Below are 19,640 nucleotides of genomic sequence, written 5' to 3' on the forward strand. Positions count from 1 at the left end.
GGAAGAGGGCAGTGTGCTCTCCCACAAGATCGGGGTATTTGTAATAGACATGGCGGCAGAGGGTTTTTTACAGTTCAAGGAGCCTCGGATCATCTCCGAAGTCCACAAGCCCGTCCATGATTCGCTCGATCTCTCGCTCCTCAGTGATCCTGCCGTTCAACACCTGCTCTACCAAACGGCTGTATTGCTGATATGCGGCGTCCATTAGGCGGAAAATCTCCTGGACGATCTCACGGATTGCGGCAAAGCACGCCTCCTGCTCCTTGGCCTCCGGTCTTTCTTCCTCTGTCATAATGTGTTCCCTCCCGTCAAGAGCTGCGGCGCAGCCTCCACGCTGTGGAAGAGGAAGTGCATCCGGTCGATATGCTTGTCAATATGCCAGTGCCCACAGAACCAATGGCCGTATTTGAGTTTCCGCTCGATCTCCTCCAGCCATTTCTCGGTAGAGTCGTCCACGGTACTCTGGTCGATCATCGGAAGAAAGGCCTCGCGAGGCTCATACGGATAGGGACAGGTGTGGGAGAGGACGGTATCTACCTGCCACCCGCAGGCGTCCAGCGTCTGGATAACCTTGTCCTTGATCTCCTGGGAAGGCTGCTCATCCGGCCACCAGCCGTAACCTCTGGCCAGCCGGTAGAATTTGTCCACGCTGTAAGCTCCGCCGATGACCAAGTGTCGGAGACCTTCCAGATCAAAGATCTCACCATCCATAGCAAACAGCAGACGTGGAAAGGCTTCCTCTACCCAGACTGTCCCGCCGTTCCACTGCTTCGTCCGATAGGAAGAGATGCTGGCCGGCCGGATCTCATGGTTGCCGTGGATGCAGAGCATCGTCGGCTTTACGGCGGTAAGAACTTTCTTCATCTCTGTGTCTCGCCGGTTTCGGTAGTAGTTCGCTCCTACATCTCCAAGCAGAACCAGAGTATCCTGCTCTGTCAGCTTCTTGCTGTCGCAAAACTGTATGACCTCATAGGGGTCTCCGTGGATATCACCCGTGTAATAGATCATTGGTCATTCCACCTTTCTTTTCTCATTATACCAACTCGGAAGCCCCATATCCGGGACTTTCCAAAAACATATCCACCGTTCCAAAAATATATCCAGCTTTACTGGCATAGATCGACCGGCAGTCAATGCTCGTGACTTCCGGTTGATTGCTTTCTCAGGTTCAGATGGTAAAATCAAAGTTATCTGGTTTACCGTATCTGCCGTGATGCTCTTTCAAGGAAGCTTTCAGCGATTTTATAACATCCAGGAGAATCAGCATCTCATAGGTGCTGCAATCCGAAAGGAGCAGGGCGATTTCTTCGCTGGCGCACCGTTCAGTGCTGGTGACTTGCTCCATCAAAAGCCGGTCGGGAGATACGCCCAAGGCATTGGCGATAAGAACAAAGGTGTCAAGGCTCATGCTCTTGATCCCGCTCTCTATGTAGCTGATGTAAGATGGCGTTTTATCCACCAGTTCAGAGAGCATCGCTTGCGAAAGGTGGTTGCGCTGGCGGACTTCACGGATGTGTTTTCCAATGACTTTGTAGTTCAGGCTCATAATAAGACCTCCAAAAAAATTTTGCAGTCTTATTATAGTGTTTAGATTATATCATCAACTCGACCTTATATCAATTTCACCTCAAGTTGATATACTCTTAGAAATAGATAATCTGGAGAATATATTTGAGGGGGGAAGCCGATGACGGAACATGATTTGACCGAGAGCCAGCTGATCGGCTCCCGTATTCGAGATGCGCGGATCAATCGCCGGATGAGCCAGGCCGATCTTGCTGCGAAGGCCAATATCTCGCTGCCGCATATCAGCAATATCGAAAAAGGCAAGACGAGCATGAAGTTGGAAACTTTTATCCGAATCATCGAAGCCCTGCAAGTATCTGCTGATTCCCTCCTTCGGCCCGATGTGCCGGAGGTGAGAAGCCTATACCAGAGCGAGTTTGACGAGCTGCTGGCCGACTGCTCTCCCAAGGAGCTGGATTCCATCCTGAAGATTGTTCGTGAGTTGAAATCCACTATGGCCAGACGGGATGACAATACCTGAAAAACTGCGAGCTGGAATTGCCGGCTCGCTTCTTTTTTTCTCATCTATCGACCAGAAGTCAAGGTGTTGACTTCTGGTCGATTTTGTTATTAGTCTGCAGATTATATAATGGCCTGGAAGAGAAATAACACAGGGGGAGCAAATATGTCAGATCTGGCCGTTCAAAATAGAGAGTCAGAGCAGGAAGTTATGCCCTCATTTGATTTCCTGCTGGAAAGGGAGACGGAACGAAACACCCTTTTAGCGGAACATCGTGCCTGGTTAAAAGAAATCAAGCGGGAACGCCCGCTTCCCAAAACACATTACCGTGTGGCGGTATACATCCGCTACTTCAACCAGACCCGCTATGAGGACTATCTCTCAGCTCATAAAAAGCAATTTCTTGATACACTGGCTCTCTGCCCAAACTGGAAGTTTGTCGGTTTCTATGTGGACGAGGGCAGCACTGCGCCCAATATGGAGAGCGCTCCGGAGTGGTCAAGGCTCCTTCAAGACTGCTACGAGGAAAAGGTCAATCTGATCATTACCCAGAAAGCAAGCAATATCTCGAAGAAGCTCTCCGAGCTCTCTTTCTGTACGCGCCTCTTGGCAGCACTCCCAAAGCCAGTGGGCGTTTACTTCGTTTCGGAGGATATTTATACGCTGGCTTCCTATTACCAGGAGGATCTACACGACCCCTACTTTTTGCCAGATCCCGGTTGGAAGATACTCCCTGATGACGAATCCCGGAGGGAAATGCTGCATGATTGACAAGTCCACACGCAAACAGCTTGCGGAACGGAAAGAACGGGTCCGCCGGCGTATCAACACAAAAGTTGACCCGGAGAACTATGAATTCATTCCGGCTAAAAAGCCCATCGACTATTACGATAATGATATAAGGCAGCGGGTCGCCGTGTATGCCCGTGTCTCCACAGACAATGTCCAGCAGACTTCCTCCTATGAGCTGCAAAAGAAATACTATGAAGATTTTGTTGTGCATCATCCCAACTGGACATTGGTCAAAATCTATGCGGATGAGGGGATTAGCGGAACTTCTCTGGCTCATCGGGACGAGTTCAACAGCATGATCGCCGATTGCCGCAGCGGGAAAATCGATATGATCATTACTAAAAGCGTGTCTCGCTTTGCCCGAAATGTGGTGGACTGTATCAGCATGGTGCGAATGCTTGCGGAGCTGCCCAGTCCCGTCGGAGTGTTCTTCGAGAGCGAATGTATCTTCTCCCTCAAAGACGATTCCCAGATGGCGCTTTCGTTTCAGGCCACCATGGCTCAGGAGGAGTCTCACATCCGCAGCCGGAGCATGGAAACCTCCTTGCGGATGCGGCTGGACGGAGGTCTGCCATTGACGCCCAAACTGCTGGGGTATTCTCACGACGCAGATGGAAACCTGGTCGTCAACCCGGATGAAGCCCCCACGGTAAAACTCATCTTCTATATGTATCTGTATGGATATTCCACCTCCGACATTGCGGCGGCGCTCACCGAGCTGGGCCGAAAGACTTATCTGGGAAATGTCAAGTGGACATCCAACTCCATTGTCCAGGTCCTTCGCAATGAGCGGCATTGCGGGGATGTACTGACCCGGAAGACCTTCACCCCCAACTATCTGAACCACAAGGCCAGAAAGAATCGGGGGGACAGACCCCAGAGCCTTTACCGGAACCACCACGAGGGCATTGTTTCCAGAGATGATTTCATTGCGGTTCAGCATCTTCTGAACAACTCCAAGTATGGCAACCGCTCCATCCTCCCGGAGCTGCGGGTGATCGACAGCGGCCTGCTCAGAGGGTTCGTGACCATCAATCCCCGCTGGGCTGGATTTAAGCCGGCGGATTATTACCAAGCGTCCGCCAGTATCCATCCGCCCGATGAGCAGCAGGCGGATGCATCCCTGCCCTCGAGCATCACATTGGTTCCGGGAGATTTTGATATGAGAGGCTTTGAAATCGCCCGCAGTGAATTCTTTGATAATTATCACCGTCCCTATGTACTGTTTCAAGATAAGAGAATCAAGTTCAGCACCACATGTGTTCGGTCTTTTGGGAAAGACAACCATGTGGAGCTGCTGGTCAACCCTGTGGAGATGAAGTTCGCCGTCCGTACAGCGGCGAAAAGCAGCCGCAACGCAGTCGTGTTTTCCAAGCTGTCAGACGGAAAGTATCAGCCCAGGGATATCGCCGGTGCGGCCTATGTAGAAACGCTTTTTCAGTTATTCGGCTGGAGTCCGGATTTAAAATACCGGATCGCCGGAGCGCTGTTTCAAACTGAAACTGAATCTGCGTATATTTTTGATGTCAATGATGCGGAAGCGTTTATTAAATCGTACCTGCTTTCCGGTTCAAAAAGCACGGAACAGGCGAAGGAGCCTGTACAGCCCCTTTCTGTCTCCGGCAAACGGGTGCGGGCAGTCCCGGAGGAGTGGATCGGCTCTTTTGGCAAGCAATATTACCTCCACCAACAGTCTTTCCCGCCCGTCTGCGATCAGAGTGAGGAAGACTGGAAAATTCGCATGGAGGGCCAGTTGTATGAAACCGGACAGAAACTCCGCGTGACAGGATTTGACGTGCTGCGTGACTATATCTGTCAGGAACTCGGTCAGCGCGGGAAGGAGGAATCCTAAATGTTTGAAGAAAGTCGGGAAAATACCGGCGGCGTAATCGCCGGAATGCTTCGTTCCCTGGAGGACGGGCATTTGGATATTGTTCCGTCTGCTGAATTAGAAGAAGCGGAACCGGAAGCTTCTCCCGCAAACAGCAGTAGTGATGAGGTTCTGGAGATGGCCGGTGACTTTAACTACGATGGCTACCAAGTGGTACGCCGTGAGTTCTTCGCCCATATTAATGAGCCGTCTGTAACGTTCAACAATTACAAATTTTATGTAAATACCGCCTGCCTGAACCGCTTCCCACAAGTTGATTATGTGCAGGTATTGGTCAATCAGGAGAGCAGGATCTTGGCGATCCGTCCCTGTCGGGCGGAAGATCGGGATGCCTGCGCCTGGTGCACCAACGGCTCCGGCAGACGCAAACCGAAACAGATCACCTGCAAGATTTTTTTCGCCAAAGTGTTTTCACTGATGGGCTGGAATCTGGACTATCGATATAAGCTCCTCGGGCGGATAATCCATGCCAGGGATGAGTGGCTCATCGCATTTGATCTCACAGCGACCGAAGTGTATCAGCGGGTGCAAAAAGACGGCCAGAAGCCCAAGTCTTCTCGAACTCCCGTGTTTCCGGAGGGCTGGAAGACGCAGTTTGGACTCCCGTTCCGGGAACACCAGAAATCTATGCAGGTAGACATTTTTGAAGGATATGCTGTATATGGGTTGCGCGATAACATCGCTCCTGCTGCATCAGAGCAGTCAGACGAGGCTGCCTCTGATACTGGTAGTAAGTCCGTTTTGGGAGGACAAGGACATGAATCATGAAAATCAATTGCAGGCTTACTTAACGCTGGACCCTGCGCGAAACCGGATTCGAATCCACAGGCAAACGATTCGTCTCTTGAAGAATCCTGCGTATGTGCAATTCCTGGTAAACCCTGAAGAGCTGTATATCGCCGTTCTCGGATCGGACAAACCTATTTCAGGCGGGACCGCAAACAAGGTTCGGATGTCAAACACATCCCAGCAGTCTATAGAATTCTATAGTACGATCCTTATTAAAAACTTTTCCGAACTGCTGGGTGGCTTTGACCTGAGATTTAATTACCAGCTGACCGGTGAGATCGATCAAGTCAACCGGGTCGCATATTTTTCCCTCAAAACCGTCAAACAGCTGGAACGCAGGAGGCTACATGACAGAGAAAGCATTTAGGCAGCTTAACATCGATCCGGAATTCAAAAACTTGATTCGTCCACTTCGCCGGGAGGAATACCGGCAGCTGGAGCTGAATCTGGTCGTGGAAGGATGCCGGGAAGATATCATCGCATGGAATGATACCATCATCGACGGTCATAATCGCTATGAAATATGCAATAAAATGCGCATTCCTTATGGAGTCAAGGAGCTGGATTTTCCAAGCAGAGATGCTGCCATCGCCTGGATCTGTGCGAATCAACTCGGACGACGCAACATCTCAGAAGAAACCAGGAAATATCTGATTGGGAAACAATATGAAGTGGAAAAGAAAGTACAGCGAAATAGGAATGGCTATAATCAGTACCGTCCGAACCCCAACATTGCTGTGGGGAGAGGCCGCCCAATAGATGAAGAGAGCGGCCGGCGAACAGCAGCCCGGCTGGGAAGGAAGTATCATGTGTCCGGCGCAACCGTACAGAAATATGCGAAATACAGTGCAGCATTAGATACCATTGAACAAAATGCTCCTGAGCTTGTTCCGCACATTCTTTCCGGGGCATATAAGATTTCTTTCGAAAATATCGTTGCTCTATCAGAAATGGAACCCGAAGAACTGAGAGCACTTAGTAAAAAAATCGGAAAAAATCCCTATGCTTTCGCTCGTTACAGTGAATCGAGACGATGCCTTTATTCCGACGCTTCTGCCAAGCCCGGCACAGCGGCGGCAGAGCAGCCGGCAATCAAGACGATGCCCGCCTATGACCCGGATGCGGAAGTTGCTGGACTTACTCTTACGATCCCCTCCTGGATGAGCTCCATCGACCGGACAAAGTCCATGGCACATTTGGAAGCGATCTCACCTGCTGCCAGACAAAACCTCTTGGCGGCGTTGACTGAATTAGAAGGAAAAATCCAGGAAATGCTCAATGCAATTGAGGGGGAATCCTAATGGAAGATTATAGTATGTTTGTTCCCAATGTTCACTTCGAACAGATTCCCATCAAGAACCTCGTATCCAATCAGGAGTACCAGAGGAATATTTCCGAACAGCATGTGCTGAATGCTGCGGCACACTTTGATCTGTATCAGATCAACCCTGTGAAGGTGAGCCGTCGAAATGGGGTCAACTATGTCTTCAATGGCCAGCACACGGTGGAGATCGTCGCCCTGGCCTCTGGCTCTCGTGAAACGCCAGTCTGGTGCATGATATACGATGATCTGAACTACGAGCACGAGGCAGATATCTTCGCCAACCAGATGAAGTTTGTCAAACCGCTCCGTCCCTATGAAGTGTTTATGGCAAATGTGGAAGCCGGGAATCAGGAGCAGCTTATGATCAAAGATCTGGTAGAGTCTTATTCTCTTTCCATTGGCCAGGTCAGAAACTATGGCGTTGTCTGTGCTGTCTCTACGCTTGAAAATATATATGAGCGGTTCGGTTACCACGTACTTGATCGAACACTCAGACTCTGCGTAGGCACATGGGAGGGCGATATGAATTCGCTGTCCGCCAATATGCTCAACGGAATCGCCAGATTGGTCTACACATTCGGCGATGCCCTGAAAGATGAGACCTTCAAGGAAAAAGTAGGGGAAATGTCGGTCAAGCTGCTTTCGAGAACAGCCAAGGAACGACGCCCCGGTTCTATGGGCTATGCTGAGGCGATGCTTCTGGCCTATAACCGCAAATGCAAATATCCGCTCAAATGGACCAAGCTCTACGAGAAGAATGTGGGGAACAATGAAGGACTGGACATTGATACGGATATGGACGAGGATGAGGGCGAGGACTCTTTTGAGGGAGTCGCCAAAGAATAAGCAAACGGACGGTTCCACCAGGAATCGTCCGTTTGTGATCTTATCATGGAAGGGAAAAGGCAGGGCGCATATACTCTATCGCTCCTCGGCTGAGACCATACTGCCCGGCCAACTGTTCCCAGTGTCCGGATACTGTTTTGCAGACCTCCTCTGCAGCCTGTTCCGCTTCCTGAGGGTCCAGGCCGAAATAATCGGCTACTTCCAGAGCCAGTTCCAAGTCAATGGTGTTATCATACTCACTCACATTGAGGGAAAGCCGGTCCCCCGAGGGGACTGGGTTCACATCATAGAGAGGGGCCAGCCGCCAGCCGGTGGGTGTCAGAAGGAAACCATGGTTGCGTAGGTGGTCGTCAGTATTGGATACCGCCATGCTGAACACGATCCGCTTCCACAGCTCGGCCAGATCCTGCCGGGGTGATGCCCCGTTGGCCCGGATGAACGCCGCCAGATCCAGATAGCTGCTTCCGTCCGCTGCCGAGGCTCCATCGGTCTTGCCCAGCAGGGTCATGGCGGAGGCGAAGTGGATGCGACGGCTGCCGTTTCGGTCAAATCGCTTGACAAGAAAGGTGCTGCCGGTCTTGGAGAATGTCTCCAATTTGGATTCCGGAACATCCAGCCCGCAGAGCCGTGCCAGGTCATGGACGACCTTCTCCCATGCGCCGCTGTTATATTCATCATGCTTGGAAGGGAACTTGGCGATCCACAAGGCGCCATCCGTGGCCTGCACCGTCGCTTTGGGTCTTGCGCCTCCCAAGGAGGAGCCGGGGGCCAGAAGCTCACGCAGCCATTTTTCATTCAGGCCGCTCTCATCGCTCTCGAAAGCGATAGAGGCGTTTTCCAGCGTCCGAAGGTTTACCCATGGAGGCGTCGCAAACGCTTTATCGTTCGAAAGAAATTCGCCCCCTTCTTCCAAGCTGAACCGCAGCGCACCCATACGGGATTCATCGTAGACCCCCAACAGGAAGTCGCTCTCGGTGAGCTTACGGGGCTTGCGGTCCTCTTTGCGAGCGTCGATGGCCTCCTTGCGCTTCATCAGCAGACGCCCCCAGCGATCCGGACAGGAGTCGGAAAACAGGCCAAAGAGCTGCTTGTTCAGCGGCACATACTGCCGCCCGCGGTAAAGAGCCAGATCCGGGTCCAGAGAGAAGGAACTCTCGGCGGATGACAGCCAGGCTGGATCATACTCAAAGGAAAAGGTTTCCTGTCCGCGGACGAAGCCGCAGCGCAGCCGCCCCAGCAGAGTGGGTGCCTCTCCACGCCAATTTTCATATACATAGATGGTCTTTTCGTCCTGCGCCATGGGCTACTCTCCTTTCTTGGGTGCCCGCCGTCTGGTGGGCAGCGCCAGATCTTGTAGCTTCCTGCCGAATTCATCATCTTTTGCAATAAGCAGCAGGTCGCTGTCCATATTGTTTAATGCGTGCAGCACAGCGGCATAGGAGCCGATGGATACCGTAGGGGTGCCTTTCTCAATGGATATCAGAGTGGCTCGGCTGATCCCGGCACGCTCTGCTACCAATTCCAGGCTCAACTTCCTGCGCAGGCGGGCCAGGCGGATCTGCTCACCCATCTGTGCCAGGATCTCCCGTGTTTGCGGCATGATGACCGCAGCTTTTTTTGCCATGCACAATCGCCTCCTAACATAAATTATACTATATTATTTCGGCGATTATGTCAATTATATTTGAAGTTATCAATTTTCTTTTTCCAGGCGTTCTTCGATAAGGTACCCTCCTCCGAAGATAATGTCCAGTCTCCCGTCGGGATACACCTTCACACACTCAATCATTTGGTGGACGATGGTATCGTCGTACTCCATCTTTTTGGATGCTCGGTCGGCGATGATCTGCTGTAGTTGAAGGATTCGGCTGTCATTCACCTGATCGGAAGCAAGTGCTTCTTCGAGCTTCTGAATCCGTCCTTGCAGGAGTTCAATGGTATCGGAAAGTTCCTTGAATTCAGCTTCGTGACTCTCAATACCCTCCCCGCTTTCCACGCTCTCATTGATAAGAGATACCATTTTCCGATTCAGCCCATCTATTTTCCGCCGGAGCAGGTCGATCTCATCTGTGCCTCCGGTTAGACCGATTGCTTCACCAATGGTTGCCCGCATGAATGCCATATAAGTGGACTCGTCTTCCTCGTTGAATCGGTTGATTGCCCGAACAATAGCGGCGTGGAGGGCGGTCTCATCTACCGTGAGCGAGGTTTTGCAGTAGCGCTTCCCATAGTCTAAGCGGCTGCCCCCATACCCGAATTGACGGACAGAAAAATCAGTCGTAAACTGGAATAGAAAGGGGCGAAAAAAATGGAACAGCAAAAGGACAAAAAAGGTACGCCGCCACCTCGCTATGATACAGCATTCAAAGCCGGGGCGGTGAAAATGGTAACAGAGCAGGGACGGGACCCCAAGGAAGTTGCTCGAGACCTCGGCATTTGCATCGACACCCTACGGAGCTGGCTGAAGGCCTCAGGGATGCAGCTGGGCCAAGTGAGCCGCTACAACCGGGAACAGCAGCGGATCCGGGAGCTGGAAGCGGAGATCCGTACGCTGCGCAAGCAGCTGGGTGAGAAAGAGGAGGTCATTGACATCCTAAAAAAATCCGTCGGCATCCTGTCGAAACCATAGTGGAAAAATACCGCTGCGTTCAGGCGCTACACCGCCAGGGAGCCACTGTGGAACAGGTATGCCGGACCCTAAATATCCTGCCCTGGGGTTGGACAGCCTCTATCATCTGCTTAAACCGGATTTTGGCTGCTCTCGCAAGCGGGTACACCGTCAGATGCGTCTTGCCGGCATCTGTTCGGTCAGACGCCGGGCCTATAAAGTCACAACCAACTCCAAGCATAGCCATCCCGTTGCATCGAATCTCCTCAAACGAAACTTCTTCTTTGAACGCACGAAACAAGCCTGGGTGGGCGATATTACCTACATTCCCACCGGTGAAGGCTGGCTCTATCTTGCCATTGTAAAGGACCTGTGTACCCGCAAAATTGTAGGTTATGCCTTTTCCAGCCGTATCGATACATCCCTGACACTGGCAGCCCTGGACATGGCAGTGCATCGCTGCAAGCCGTCAACAGGCCTGATTTTTCACAGTGACCGGGGTGTCCAGTACGCTGCCAGGGCCTTTCGGGAACGGTTGGCGACCTACGGAATTCAGCAGAGCATGTCCCGTAAGGGTGATCCATACGATAACGCTGTCGCAGAAAATTTCTTCAGCTGCCTCAAGTGTGAGCTGATTCACCTGAAGCAGTACCCAACGCGGGCTAGTGCGCAAGCCGATGTATTCTCATATCTGGAGGCTTTCTATAACTCCGTCCGGCCACATTCTGCCTTGGGCTGGGTGTCTCCCGTACAGTTTGAGAAAAACCTTTTGGCGGTTCAGGCAGCATGAACGAGCATCCACGAGAATAACCATGTTTCATTCCGTTTTTTCTGCGTTTTTCGTGTCCGTTTTTCCGGGAAGGGCTCATATAAGCCATCAGTTTTACCAAGAGAAAATTGACTACCCGAGTCATTATGAAAGGTATTCCATCTCTAACGTATGTGTTTCCTCAGAAAAAGGGCTGCTGTATCGCCGGATTAAGCCGAACTCAGTTCTCCGGACACCATCCTCCACCATAGCGTCCTCGCCCAGCCTCTCAAAATCCATATACCCGTCGATGGTGTCAATTAGCTCATCATCAGCGCCAATACGCCGCAGAACAGCTTTTCCGTAAGCATCCAGATCATCTGAGAAGTGTTCGTAGTCATCCAGATTCATGGCGTAGTGCAGGGCCTCTTGAAGAGTTTCCGGTTGCTCTACAGAAAGAACCGACAGATATTTCATGAGCTCTCTATCTTCAAGTTGCATTCCTTCAATTACCCAGGCCATTTCATTTGCGTCTTCCACGCATACTCCCGTGGTGGGAATATACTCGTTCAAATTGGAAACAGAAAAAGAAATCCTGGTAATTGCGGCCTCTGCAAAACAATCAATCCCAAGCAATTTTTTTACTCGCTCCAACTCTTCCTTCAATGCCGGAAGCGATACACTCACTTGCGCTTGAGTGGAGGAGAGATCAAGCCGAATTTTTTCCGCATTCTCTCTGATGGGTTCAGCATCCTGCTTGCGAAGCACATAGCCAGCATGGGTGTACATCCACTTCCTCTGGGAATGAACTGTCAGCTATAAAGAGGCGCATATCCTTTGGGTCAGCAATGCCGGAACGCTGCACGGCGCGCTCAATTTGTCCTTTTGATGCAGGGAGATAGATCCAGGTCACATTCCTGCTGTTCTCCGGCTCCCACCGAGAGGATATCCCGACAGCAGTCATATCAGCCTCATAGTGGTAACAGGGCAGGTGTTTTCCATCAAAGAGCTGTGAAAGCTGCATGCCGTTGTCATAGACCACTCCGTAGCGGGTGATAGTCCCCTCATTGCCCTCAATCAACAAGACAGCGGTTTCCACTCCGTCCAGCTGTTCCAGTTCTTCCATGCTGGCACACCCACCATGGATGTTCATGTAGTGATCACGGCCAACCTCTTTCAAATTTGTGAAGTCCGTGATCACCGTCGCCTGCTGGCAGCAGAAGGTCAGGTTGATGAGATCCTTCATGCTGGTGAGATTCAGCTTTTCAGCCATCGCCTGAAATTGCGAAAACTCGCCCACAGTAAAGCTGTCCAGCCGCTTTGCCAGATAGTCCAACTCATCAAGGTTGACCTTGGTGCATACCAGCCGATTCAGCACGGGCCATGCGCTGTCGAGGGAGTCCAAGCGGCAGTCAGCTTCAGAGGCATCGCCGATCTCCAGTGCCTCCAACAGCGCAACGCAGTGGTCGTATTGATTTCTGGGAATGGGAAGAGGAATCGTCGCAACACCGTATTCCGGGTGGTCGGCGTTGCTCAGAACTGCTTCCATCATCACATTGCATCACCTTACTTTCCTTCAAAATTCAAAATCGCATCTCCGTACTTGGCCAGAAGCAGAGTGCAGACAATCAGGTGGAACGCCTCATCTGTGACCAATTCGGGGGATGCGAGATCGGCAAGAGTGATATTGTGGCTGCCGGTGGAGATGGCTTTGGCCGCCTGGTAAACACTGTACAGTTCCGGCTGGATGCCGGAAAGCTGGACGGACTGGAAGTCAAATCCGCGGGCATCAAACTTCCAGATCATCCTGCGCCAGATATCCTCATACGCCGTGAGGAGAAACAGCGCGGCCAGATTACGGCCTGACATTCGATAGTAGCGCTCGCGCCAGTGCTGCCAGCGCTCACGATGGCACTCATTCAGAAAAAAGCTGATGGAGCAGCAAGTGAAATTCCTCTCTAAGCGGGCCAGAAGCTGTACCCCCGCTTCAGGGAAGAAGCAATCCCTGACGAACTCATTGAGATTCAGTGCGCCGGCCGCGATCCGTTCATCCAGGCAAATGCACAGTTTCAGCGGACAAGGCTGATTGCGCCTGAAGTTTATACAGTATGGGCACTCCGTGTCCTCGCTGCTGTATTGGAAACCGGGAGAATACCGGCCGTGACCTCTGGCCTTGAAATTGGGCGGGGTCATCATCTGCTGTTCCAGCTGGCACAGCGGCGTATCTCGCATGAAATAGCGTTTCATAAGGTCATGTTCATCCCTTACTGCTTGATTTCGCTATTGTCTTCTCTGATATCCGCATTCTCCTCCATGTCGTTCTTCTGCCCGAGGACAAGGCATTCGCCCGGATAAAGTTCCATTTCATAAAGCACGCTGCCATCACCGCTTCTGCGGTCAAGAACCTTGATGGTCGTGCCCTCAAATAAATAGTTGGATGCCTTTTCGAAATCAGAGCGGAATCCCTTCCCGTAATTACAGGTCGAATACTGGTGAGTCGGCTGGTCCTTGACCACGGAATAGTAAGCATTGGTCTGAACCTCAGTCACCACCCGTACAAGCCCGACCAGGGTAGGGTGCTTGCTATGGCTGGTTGCCACCAACTCTGTCCCGGGGCGGATACAGCGTTTCAACTCAGCCAGGTTTTTGATGCGCAGCGGCACTATTTGTTCGTTCTTTTGATCCAATCTTCAATCCTCCTGTCTGGTTTGAGGCAATAAAAAAGCGCCGGAGTCTTATTTCCGAAACTCCGGCGCTTGAATATTACATGATCGGTTCTTGGTTGTAGGGTTCCATGGGGTGCTGCTCTTGCTCTCTTATGCGCTCCAGGGCATCGGGAGCTGCAGTAGTAATCTGCTCTTGAACTCCCCGGATGCACTTTTCCTGCTCGGCAGTCAAGTCAAAACCAGCATCCAAGGTGTCAGAGCAGCACCGGTAGATTTCAACAAGCTGCTCCTGATTGAAAATTTGCTGTTTGGAAATGAGACCGGCGCGGATGGCGAAGTCCTGCTTGGCACCTACATAGTTTTCCTGAAAGTAATTGCCCTGGTTGAGACCTGTGTGGTCGAAGCTCCAATCCCATGTGACGAATTGGACGCCAAGCCGAGTGGGATGGGCAGCCAGCACGGCTCCATTGAAGTCAGCCAGCAGGCGGTAGTCATCGGTCAGGCTTTGGGCTTGTAGGGGCGGAGCCTGTTCCAGCAGCGTCATGTACTCCCGCACGGTGCAGGCCAGATCGGTGGCTCGCTCACAGGCTCGTTCCCGTTCCGGCGTCGCTACATCCTTCTGCCAGTAGCGAACGCCTCCGTCCGCTGTGATCCGGCAGAGCGGGAGACCGCCCTACTCCACGGGAAGCAATTCACCCTGCTTAGGCTGGGAGGTAAACCCCTCCCGTGTGAGTGCAATATGTAGTTCCTCAAAATACTGTTTTCGATCCAAGTTGATTTCCTCCTGTGCGTGACGCCTTTTGGGCTCTCGTTTTGATTTTATCTGAAAACAAAAAAGGCCGTCACCTTAAAAAAGTGACGGCCAAGATGTGTGGAATAGAAAAGTGGTTTGTACTACATTTTTGCACAAACCACTTTGTTCACAGAAATTTAACAAAATATTTTTCGAAGAAACTGAAATTTTTCCGTGTTGCTCACTCAAAATTGGGCGCAAAAGCCCTCAGTTTTAGTTCAAGTCCTCACCGCACGGGGAAGAGGTGGGAAGATATCTTTTTTTCGTGCAGTCAAAAATGGACGCGGAAAAACCCCGAAACCGTTAGCTTAACAGTGATAAGGAAGTAATTAAAATTTCACTTTGTCGGCTGATGGATTTTGTGTGTGCAGATATGTAATGCCGCCCGTTTTCCGGTGAAAACGGGCGGCATTTTCATATGTTTCGTGTAACTTGCTTATTCAACGGCCGGTACAGCATCGTGACGAGCTACGCATGGAGGCGGCGAGACTTCGGCATCCGCCAGTCGTCAGTTCCCTTGAGGGTACCGGCGGGCACGGCTCACTTTACGAGCACAACGGAGATTTTGACCTCCTTTTCAGTATCGCTCAGATCGAACGCACCGCCGTCTGCGATGATTACGCGAACCTCATATTTCCTCCGTGATCGCCCACAGATCACCTGCGACTTCCGTCAGGCTGCCCTGCGAAGCCGTTACGGCTCGATGATATTGAAGGGGTTGGTTCCGTTGATGGGGAACTGGTTCATATGCTCCATCATCAGGGCCAGCAGCTCGGCCCTGCCTTCGACCCGGACGGCTTGCGCCACCGTCTCCCGGTTGTTGGTCAGGATGGCAAAGAGGGCGTCCTTCGGGCAGGTGATGGAGACATCCGCTTCCTCAGACAGGGTATTCGCGTACACCAGAATCACCCCATTTTTCACCCGGAGCATATGCTGCTCACCCACGTCGGGCAGCGACACATTCATGATGAAGTCGTAGTCTGCCAGGGCCGCCTTGTCCATGACAATGGCCATGTAGTCAAAGAGCATGGGGGCGGAAAGGGCCTTGATCATGGAGCCGGTGCTCTTGGTGGAAGCGGTGAAATTGGCATTGCCATGGCGCAGCTCCTGAGCTGCGGTCAGGTATTCGTTGCGCCACGGGCCGGATTCTGCCTGATAGCCAAGCTGCTCCAGGGCATCGGCGCAGAGCAGCCGCGCGTCGGTGTTGGAAGGATCGGCGAAGACGAGGGTGTTCGTGACCTCCGCGACCCACTGGTACTCACCCTTGTCAAAGTCTTCCTTTGCCATTTGCAGCACCTTGTCGGTATCGCCCAGATACTCCACCCATTTCTTCGCGCTGTCGCTGGGCGTGAGGGGGTTCAGATTGACGGGGTTGCTGTCATACCAGCCCATGAACTTCTGATAGACCGCCTTGGCATTGTGGGCCACCGTGCCGTAATACTGGCGGGTGTACCAGATTTTGTTCAGCGCCTCTGGCAGCTCGATCATGTTGGAGATCTCATCGCTGGTGTAGCCCTGATTGATATAGGTCAGGGTCTGGTCGTTGATGTACTTGTAAACCGCCGCGGTATTGACCAGGTAGTCGTTTACGACGGCGTTGCCCCAGTGGGGCCAGTTGTGGGACTGGAAGCTGACGGCCACGTCCTTGCCGTAGCGGGAGATTGCCTCGGTCAGGTAGCTTGCCCAGGCCGCGCCGTCCCGCACCTCGGCGCCCCGCAGCGTGTAGAGGTTGTGGAGCGTTCCGTTGCAGTTCTCAGCCAGCCAGAGGGCCTTGTACTGGGGCAGCCAGGTGTTCATTTCCGCGGGGGCTTCGGTGCCGGGGGTGAGCTGGAACTCCAGTTCCACGCCGTCAATGGTCACGGTTTCACCGGTTTGCCGGATTTCATAGCTGGGGGTAAAGAAGGAGACCGTGCCGGTGGACTGGCCCATACCGATGCCCTGGGCAAGCTTCCCCGTCACGCCGGGGGTCAGGAGCACGCCGTACTGGTAATTGGAGCGACGGCCCATGCCTTTGCCCGCGTAGACGTTTTCCTTGACGGAATGCTCGGTAAAGCCCTCGGGGGTGATGACCGGAATCTTGCCGCTGGCAAGCTGCTCCTCAATGGACAGCGAGGGGTCCGCCTTGTCCGCCTCCTCCATCACGCCGGCAATGCCGCCGAAGTGGTCAGCGTGGGAGTGGGAGATAATGACGGCCTTCACCGGGAACTTGCCCAGATTTTTCTCGATGAGCTGCATCGCCGCCTGGCTACACTCGACGCTCATCAGAGTGTCGAAGACGATCCAGCCAGTATCGCCCTTGACAACGGTGAGGTTTGCCATATCATAGCCGCGCACCTGATAGATGCCGTCGGACACCTCGAAAAGCCCATAGACATGGTTGTTTTTGGTATTCTCCCACAGACTGGGGTTTACGCTGTCGGGAGCCTTTTCGTATTCGTCGAGGAAGGCGTAGGCCTCCTGGCTCCAGAGGATGTTCCCCTCCTTGTCCTTCAGCTCCAGCGTTTCCGGCGCGTCGATCAGGCCGCGCGTGGCAAATTCGTATTCCTGTTTGTCGTTAAAGTCGAGCTTATCGTAAACTGCGGCATTTGACTTGGCCGTGAAGTCCGTTGCGGGCTTGACCTCTGCGGTCAAGCCGAGATTTGCTTTTCCCGCCTGTGTACAGGCGGTACAGGTCAGCAACAGCGCCGCTGTAAGGAGCAAAGCTGTAATACGTTTCATAAATTGTTCCTCCTCTTTTACTTTTTATTGTTCACGGATGACCGGGGGCTGCCAGGTATCCAGCGCGGTCATATCTGGCAGATAAATCCGCATGAACAGGTGGAAGTCTCCGTCGGAAACAGGCAGCCAGTTCGAAGTATCCTCCGGCGCTTCCTTTGACAGGACAATATCCAGCGTGCCGTCCTCGTTCAGCTTAAATGCAGAGCGGTCGTTGATGCAGTAGCGGTCGATCGAGTTGTCGATAAGGAAATCATCCTCGCCGTAGGCGGTAACAGACCAGAAGCCGCCCTCCAGGGTTGGAGGAAGGGTATCAAAGTGGAGCGTATAGGCCTTTTCACCGGTCAACGCTTCGCCGTTCTGATCCACGGTGGTTTTGGGATAAATTGCGACATCCACTGTGTTGGCCCCCAATCCCACCAGCGCGACCATGGCACGGTAGGTATATTCTGTCCCAAAATCCCCGATGGGTCTGCCGTAGTAAATCCACTGACCAAGCTGCTGGGCGTACTTTGCACCGTCGGCGGAAAGCGTGGAGCGAAGCTGCTGAAGCATCTGTGTCCAGCGTTCAGCAGCGCCCTCGCCCAAGAGGGAAGCATCGAAGGTCATACCCGCGCCCACATTGATGGCAGAGAGCTTCTTCAACAGCTCCCCGTCAGCGTCAGCGGGCGGGTTGGCCTGCATCAAAGCATTCGCCGTATTGAAAAACTCTGTCGGCGTCATGGAAAGAACCTTGTTCACGGGAACGAAGTCATTTTCCACCGTATACGTTCCCTTTGGTGCAGCATACTCGCCTCCCTGCACGTAAGCCGAAAGCGGCAGAAGCTGCATTTGCTCCTGAATGGCATAGACGTTGGGCAGATCCTCGTTTCCGGACAGCACGGTGCGGGCAATCGACCACACCGTTGCGGTCGGCACGTCCACGCGCGTCACTCCGTCGGGCAGCTCGCCCTCCCAGCCGGGAAGCGTGATGGCATAAGCACCCGCCTTGCCCAGTACGGCGGCGGTGTTCGTCCAGGCGTCCAGAAGCTGCACATTGCAGAAGCGGTCCGCTTCCGGCAGGACGTAGATTATAGGCTCCGTGCTGATGTTGAGCCACGCCTGAGAGTAGACCGTATCGACATTCGGCGTTACAACGGTACGGAAAGAAGCATCCGCCAGTTTTTTCGCGTGGTTGAACTGATTGACGGGCGCACGGCCGGTCATGGTTCCGTCTGTGTTGGTCGATAGTGTTTTGGTCGCGTCGGTAAGCACCAGCGGGAACGCATAGATGTATGCCTCGCTGACCGTTTCCCACACGGCGTCTGTATCCGGCTGTGTTTTTTCGGCAGAGCAGGCAGAAAGAAGCCCGCAGGAAAGCAGCGTCAGCAGCGATAGAAGGATCGCAAGCGGTTTTTTCATGTTTTTCTCCTCATTTATTCTTTTCAAATTCAGATTATTTTCCGGGACGTTGTGTTTTTTTGCGCGGCGCTTACGGATCGACCTCCTTTTTCTTCCTTGCGGCAAGCCGCAGCAGCTCTTTTTTTGCCGCTTTGATCTGCGGGTCAAACAGCGCTCGCTCGGCAAAGATCATATAGTTGTTGAGGGCGAGGATCGACAGGTGGACGAACGGCTCCACCTCGTCCTGCGTACAGCCCAGGATCTCCGCGATTTTTTCCGTGTAATAGGGGTATCTTGCCGCGAGCCGACTGAGGGCGGGCTTTACCTTTTCCCCGTATTCCTGTGACACGCACACGCTGACCAGAAAGCGCATGGTGGGCGACATTTTGTCCGCCAGCACGCCTAAACGCTCCATCATGCCCTTGACGTCGCTGATGTCCTCCAGCACGATGTCGAACGCACTTCTTTCAATTCGGCTGATTGCTTCCTCGGCACAGGCAAGAACGATTTCCTCTTTGGTGGAGAAGTAATAATAGATGCCGCCGTTTTGCAGCTTTGCTGCTGTACAGAGGTCTTTTGTAGTGGCAACAGTCAGCCCCTTTTCAACAAAGCAGTCGAGGCAGACGCCAACAACCTCCTGTCTCTTTACGGTTTTCTTTTCTTCCCTCAAGACGCACCCTCCCTTTCTGTACACTGACCAGTGTTTCTATAGTAGGCTATCATATTTTTCGAAACAAATCAAGCGCTTGCTTGAAAAAGAATTGTTATATTTTTTAATGCTTATCGGCTTGACTCAGTATACCAAAAGAAGTAGCAACAGCTCTGGCTAAGCGGTGGAATATCTGATTGCCAGTCATACGGCGGTTGAAACGGAAGCAGTATTCATCCAGATAAGTACGGCCTGGCAGCGGATGTCACCATCCAGGGCGTAACACCGCGCAGGTGGCCGCCTAATGACCGTCATCCGAGCCTGTATGTATCGGATGACCACTACCACTGTTTCGCCTGTGGGGAGCATGGGGATGTGATCGACCTGACCGCCAAACTGTTTGACCTTCGGCT

At 52.6% G+C, this 19,640-nt stretch carries 23 protein-coding genes and 1 pseudogene; 10 read left to right on the forward strand and 14 right to left on the reverse strand.

From position 1 onward, the window contains the following. Positions 1 to 67: 67 nt before the first annotated feature. From ACTQ33_RS07435 to ACTQ33_RS07445, 3 genes are all read right to left on the reverse strand, one after another. On the reverse strand, positions 68 to 292 hold the full coding sequence (locus ACTQ33_RS07435; protein WP_441463511.1) for a hypothetical protein: 225 nt from the start codon (positions 290 to 292) through the stop codon (positions 68 to 70). Further along, complete coding sequence (locus ACTQ33_RS07440) at positions 289 to 1,008, reverse strand: metallophosphoesterase (RefSeq protein WP_441463513.1); 720 nt, start codon at positions 1,006 to 1,008, stop codon at positions 289 to 291. Before ACTQ33_RS07440 ends, ACTQ33_RS07435 begins: the two co-directional genes overlap by 4 nt. A gap of 160 nt (positions 1,009 to 1,168) precedes the next feature. After that, the gene (locus ACTQ33_RS07445) at positions 1,169 to 1,546 is read right to left on the reverse strand and encodes a helix-turn-helix domain-containing protein (RefSeq protein ID WP_287878919.1); all 378 of its coding nucleotides are present in this window, start codon (positions 1,544 to 1,546) and stop codon (positions 1,169 to 1,171) included. A 141-nt stretch (positions 1,547 to 1,687) separates the two neighbouring features. Between ACTQ33_RS07445 and ACTQ33_RS07450 the strand changes: the two genes are divergently transcribed. From ACTQ33_RS07450 to ACTQ33_RS07480, 7 genes are all read left to right on the forward strand, one after another. Then, entirely contained in the window at positions 1,688 to 2,047 is a 360-nt protein-coding gene (locus ACTQ33_RS07450) for a helix-turn-helix domain-containing protein (protein WP_071430658.1), read from the forward strand. Between the two features lie 144 nt (positions 2,048 to 2,191). Beyond that, positions 2,192 to 2,797: a recombinase family protein gene (locus tag ACTQ33_RS07455; protein ID WP_441463515.1), complete on the forward strand. Its 606-nt coding sequence runs from the start codon at positions 2,192 to 2,194 to the stop codon at positions 2,795 to 2,797. Beyond that, positions 2,790 to 4,670, forward strand: coding sequence for a recombinase family protein (locus ACTQ33_RS07460; protein WP_101691771.1), 1,881 nt, complete (start codon positions 2,790 to 2,792; stop codon positions 4,668 to 4,670). The genes ACTQ33_RS07455 and ACTQ33_RS07460 overlap by 8 nt, the downstream gene beginning before the upstream one ends. Then, complete coding sequence (locus ACTQ33_RS07465) at positions 4,671 to 5,477, forward strand: hypothetical protein (protein WP_180956746.1); 807 nt, start codon at positions 4,671 to 4,673, stop codon at positions 5,475 to 5,477. Further along, the gene (locus tag ACTQ33_RS07470) at positions 5,467 to 5,865 is read left to right on the forward strand and encodes a hypothetical protein (RefSeq protein WP_087936991.1); all 399 of its coding nucleotides are present in this window, start codon (positions 5,467 to 5,469) and stop codon (positions 5,863 to 5,865) included. Before ACTQ33_RS07465 ends, ACTQ33_RS07470 begins: the two co-directional genes overlap by 11 nt. Further along, complete coding sequence (locus ACTQ33_RS07475; protein ID WP_071430667.1) at positions 5,846 to 6,799, forward strand: hypothetical protein; 954 nt, start codon at positions 5,846 to 5,848, stop codon at positions 6,797 to 6,799. Before ACTQ33_RS07470 ends, ACTQ33_RS07475 begins: the two co-directional genes overlap by 20 nt. Then, entirely contained in the window at positions 6,799 to 7,668 is an 870-nt protein-coding gene (locus ACTQ33_RS07480) for a DUF6551 family protein (RefSeq protein ID WP_130848597.1), read from the forward strand. The genes ACTQ33_RS07475 and ACTQ33_RS07480 overlap by 1 nt, the downstream gene beginning before the upstream one ends. Positions 7,669 to 7,711: 43 nt before the next feature. Here ACTQ33_RS07480 and ACTQ33_RS07485 read toward each other — a convergent pair whose 3' ends face one another. The 3 genes from ACTQ33_RS07485 to ACTQ33_RS07495 all read right to left on the reverse strand — a co-directional run bounded on the left by ACTQ33_RS07485 (position 7,712) and on the right by ACTQ33_RS07495 (position 9,790). Further along, positions 7,712 to 8,968 carry a type II toxin-antitoxin system HipA family toxin gene (locus ACTQ33_RS07485; RefSeq protein ID WP_441463519.1) on the reverse strand — a complete coding sequence of 419 codons (1,257 nt, stop codon included), beginning with the start codon at positions 8,966 to 8,968 and terminating at the stop codon, positions 7,712 to 7,714. A gap of 3 nt (positions 8,969 to 8,971) precedes the next feature. Continuing rightward, positions 8,972 to 9,292, reverse strand: coding sequence for a helix-turn-helix domain-containing protein (locus ACTQ33_RS07490; protein ID WP_071430674.1), 321 nt, complete (start codon positions 9,290 to 9,292; stop codon positions 8,972 to 8,974). 69 nt (positions 9,293 to 9,361) lie between these two features. Beyond that, entirely contained in the window at positions 9,362 to 9,790 is a 429-nt protein-coding gene (locus ACTQ33_RS07495; protein ID WP_441463521.1) for a hypothetical protein, read from the reverse strand. Between the two features lie 186 nt (positions 9,791 to 9,976). Here ACTQ33_RS07495 and ACTQ33_RS07500 point away from each other — a divergent pair, with 186 nt between their 5' ends. Then, complete coding sequence (locus ACTQ33_RS07500) at positions 9,977 to 10,297, forward strand: transposase (RefSeq protein ID WP_441463523.1); 321 nt, start codon at positions 9,977 to 9,979, stop codon at positions 10,295 to 10,297. 58 nt (positions 10,298 to 10,355) lie between these two features. After that, complete coding sequence (locus tag ACTQ33_RS07505) at positions 10,356 to 11,066, forward strand: IS3 family transposase (protein ID WP_441463525.1); 711 nt, start codon at positions 10,356 to 10,358, stop codon at positions 11,064 to 11,066. A gap of 123 nt (positions 11,067 to 11,189) precedes the next feature. Here ACTQ33_RS07505 and ACTQ33_RS07510 read toward each other — a convergent pair whose 3' ends face one another. The 8 genes from ACTQ33_RS07510 to ACTQ33_RS07545 all read right to left on the reverse strand — a co-directional run bounded on the left by ACTQ33_RS07510 (position 11,190) and on the right by ACTQ33_RS07545 (position 19,248). After that, a complete protein-coding gene (locus ACTQ33_RS07510) occupies positions 11,190 to 11,813 on the reverse strand; it encodes an antirestriction protein ArdA (RefSeq protein ID WP_441463527.1) in 624 nt (207 codons plus the stop codon). Continuing rightward, complete coding sequence (locus ACTQ33_RS07515; RefSeq protein WP_441463529.1) at positions 11,770 to 12,576, reverse strand: hypothetical protein; 807 nt, start codon at positions 12,574 to 12,576, stop codon at positions 11,770 to 11,772. Before ACTQ33_RS07515 ends, ACTQ33_RS07510 begins: the two co-directional genes overlap by 44 nt. Before the next feature lie 14 nt (positions 12,577 to 12,590). After that, positions 12,591 to 13,271, reverse strand: coding sequence for a hypothetical protein (locus ACTQ33_RS07520; RefSeq protein ID WP_441463530.1), 681 nt, complete (start codon positions 13,269 to 13,271; stop codon positions 12,591 to 12,593). A 17-nt stretch (positions 13,272 to 13,288) separates the two neighbouring features. Continuing rightward, on the reverse strand, positions 13,289 to 13,711 hold the full coding sequence (locus tag ACTQ33_RS07525; RefSeq protein ID WP_441463532.1) for a hypothetical protein: 423 nt from the start codon (positions 13,709 to 13,711) through the stop codon (positions 13,289 to 13,291). Positions 13,712 to 13,787: 76 nt separating this feature from the next. Beyond that, on the reverse strand, positions 13,788 to 14,234 hold the full coding sequence (locus ACTQ33_RS07530) for a hypothetical protein (protein ID WP_441463534.1): 447 nt from the start codon (positions 14,232 to 14,234) through the stop codon (positions 13,788 to 13,790). A 942-nt stretch (positions 14,235 to 15,176) separates the two neighbouring features. Continuing rightward, entirely contained in the window at positions 15,177 to 17,201 is a 2,025-nt protein-coding gene (locus ACTQ33_RS07535) for an alkyl/aryl-sulfatase (RefSeq protein ID WP_441463536.1), read from the reverse strand. A gap of 24 nt (positions 17,202 to 17,225) precedes the next feature. Further along, positions 17,226 to 18,599 carry a DUF1254 domain-containing protein gene (locus tag ACTQ33_RS07540; RefSeq protein ID WP_441463537.1) on the reverse strand — a complete coding sequence of 458 codons (1,374 nt, stop codon included), beginning with the start codon at positions 18,597 to 18,599 and terminating at the stop codon, positions 17,226 to 17,228. A gap of 70 nt (positions 18,600 to 18,669) precedes the next feature. After that, complete coding sequence (locus ACTQ33_RS07545) at positions 18,670 to 19,248, reverse strand: TetR/AcrR family transcriptional regulator (RefSeq protein ID WP_075704609.1); 579 nt, start codon at positions 19,246 to 19,248, stop codon at positions 18,670 to 18,672. Positions 19,249 to 19,530: 282 nt separating this feature from the next. Here ACTQ33_RS07545 and ACTQ33_RS07550 point away from each other — a divergent pair. After that, positions 19,531 to 19,640: pseudogene (locus ACTQ33_RS07550) on the forward strand (CHC2 zinc finger domain-containing protein); the annotation flags it as partial.

Origin of the sequence: Candidatus Avoscillospira sp. LCP25S3_F1, assembly GCF_052117125.1 — a bacterium.
Lineage (GTDB): Bacteria > Bacillota > Clostridia > Oscillospirales > Oscillospiraceae > Avoscillospira_A.

Coding starts and splice junctions, on each gene's coding strand:
- ACTQ33_RS07435 (WP_441463511.1), bottom strand. CDS start 292: ATGACAGAGGAAGAAAGACCGGAGGCCAAGGAGCAGGAGGCGTGCTTT.
- ACTQ33_RS07440 (WP_441463513.1), bottom strand. CDS start 1,008: ATGATCTATTACACGGGTGATATCCACGGAGACCCCTATGAGGTCATA.
- ACTQ33_RS07445 (WP_287878919.1), bottom strand. CDS start 1,546: ATGAGCCTGAACTACAAAGTCATTGGAAAACACATCCGTGAAGTCCGC.
- ACTQ33_RS07450 (WP_071430658.1), top strand. CDS start 1,688: ATGACGGAACATGATTTGACCGAGAGCCAGCTGATCGGCTCCCGTATT.
- ACTQ33_RS07455 (WP_441463515.1), top strand. CDS start 2,192: ATGTCAGATCTGGCCGTTCAAAATAGAGAGTCAGAGCAGGAAGTTATG.
- ACTQ33_RS07460 (WP_101691771.1), top strand. CDS start 2,790: ATGATTGACAAGTCCACACGCAAACAGCTTGCGGAACGGAAAGAACGG.
- ACTQ33_RS07465 (WP_180956746.1), top strand. CDS start 4,671: ATGTTTGAAGAAAGTCGGGAAAATACCGGCGGCGTAATCGCCGGAATG.
- ACTQ33_RS07470 (WP_087936991.1), top strand. CDS start 5,467: ATGAATCATGAAAATCAATTGCAGGCTTACTTAACGCTGGACCCTGCG.
- ACTQ33_RS07475 (WP_071430667.1), top strand. CDS start 5,846: ATGACAGAGAAAGCATTTAGGCAGCTTAACATCGATCCGGAATTCAAA.
- ACTQ33_RS07480 (WP_130848597.1), top strand. CDS start 6,799: ATGGAAGATTATAGTATGTTTGTTCCCAATGTTCACTTCGAACAGATT.
- ACTQ33_RS07485 (WP_441463519.1), bottom strand. CDS start 8,968: ATGGCGCAGGACGAAAAGACCATCTATGTATATGAAAATTGGCGTGGA.
- ACTQ33_RS07490 (WP_071430674.1), bottom strand. CDS start 9,292: ATGGCAAAAAAAGCTGCGGTCATCATGCCGCAAACACGGGAGATCCTG.
- ACTQ33_RS07495 (WP_441463521.1), bottom strand. CDS start 9,790: ATGGCATTCATGCGGGCAACCATTGGTGAAGCAATCGGTCTAACCGGA.
- ACTQ33_RS07500 (WP_441463523.1), top strand. CDS start 9,977: ATGGAACAGCAAAAGGACAAAAAAGGTACGCCGCCACCTCGCTATGAT.
- ACTQ33_RS07505 (WP_441463525.1), top strand. CDS start 10,356: ATGCCGGACCCTAAATATCCTGCCCTGGGGTTGGACAGCCTCTATCAT.
- ACTQ33_RS07510 (WP_441463527.1), bottom strand. CDS start 11,813: ATGTACACCCATGCTGGCTATGTGCTTCGCAAGCAGGATGCTGAACCC.
- ACTQ33_RS07515 (WP_441463529.1), bottom strand. CDS start 12,576: ATGATGGAAGCAGTTCTGAGCAACGCCGACCACCCGGAATACGGTGTT.
- ACTQ33_RS07520 (WP_441463530.1), bottom strand. CDS start 13,271: ATGAAACGCTATTTCATGCGAGATACGCCGCTGTGCCAGCTGGAACAG.
- ACTQ33_RS07530 (WP_441463534.1), bottom strand. CDS start 14,234: ATGACGCTGCTGGAACAGGCTCCGCCCCTACAAGCCCAAAGCCTGACC.
- ACTQ33_RS07535 (WP_441463536.1), bottom strand. CDS start 17,201: ATGAAACGTATTACAGCTTTGCTCCTTACAGCGGCGCTGTTGCTGACC.
- ACTQ33_RS07540 (WP_441463537.1), bottom strand. CDS start 18,599: ATGAAAAAACCGCTTGCGATCCTTCTATCGCTGCTGACGCTGCTTTCC.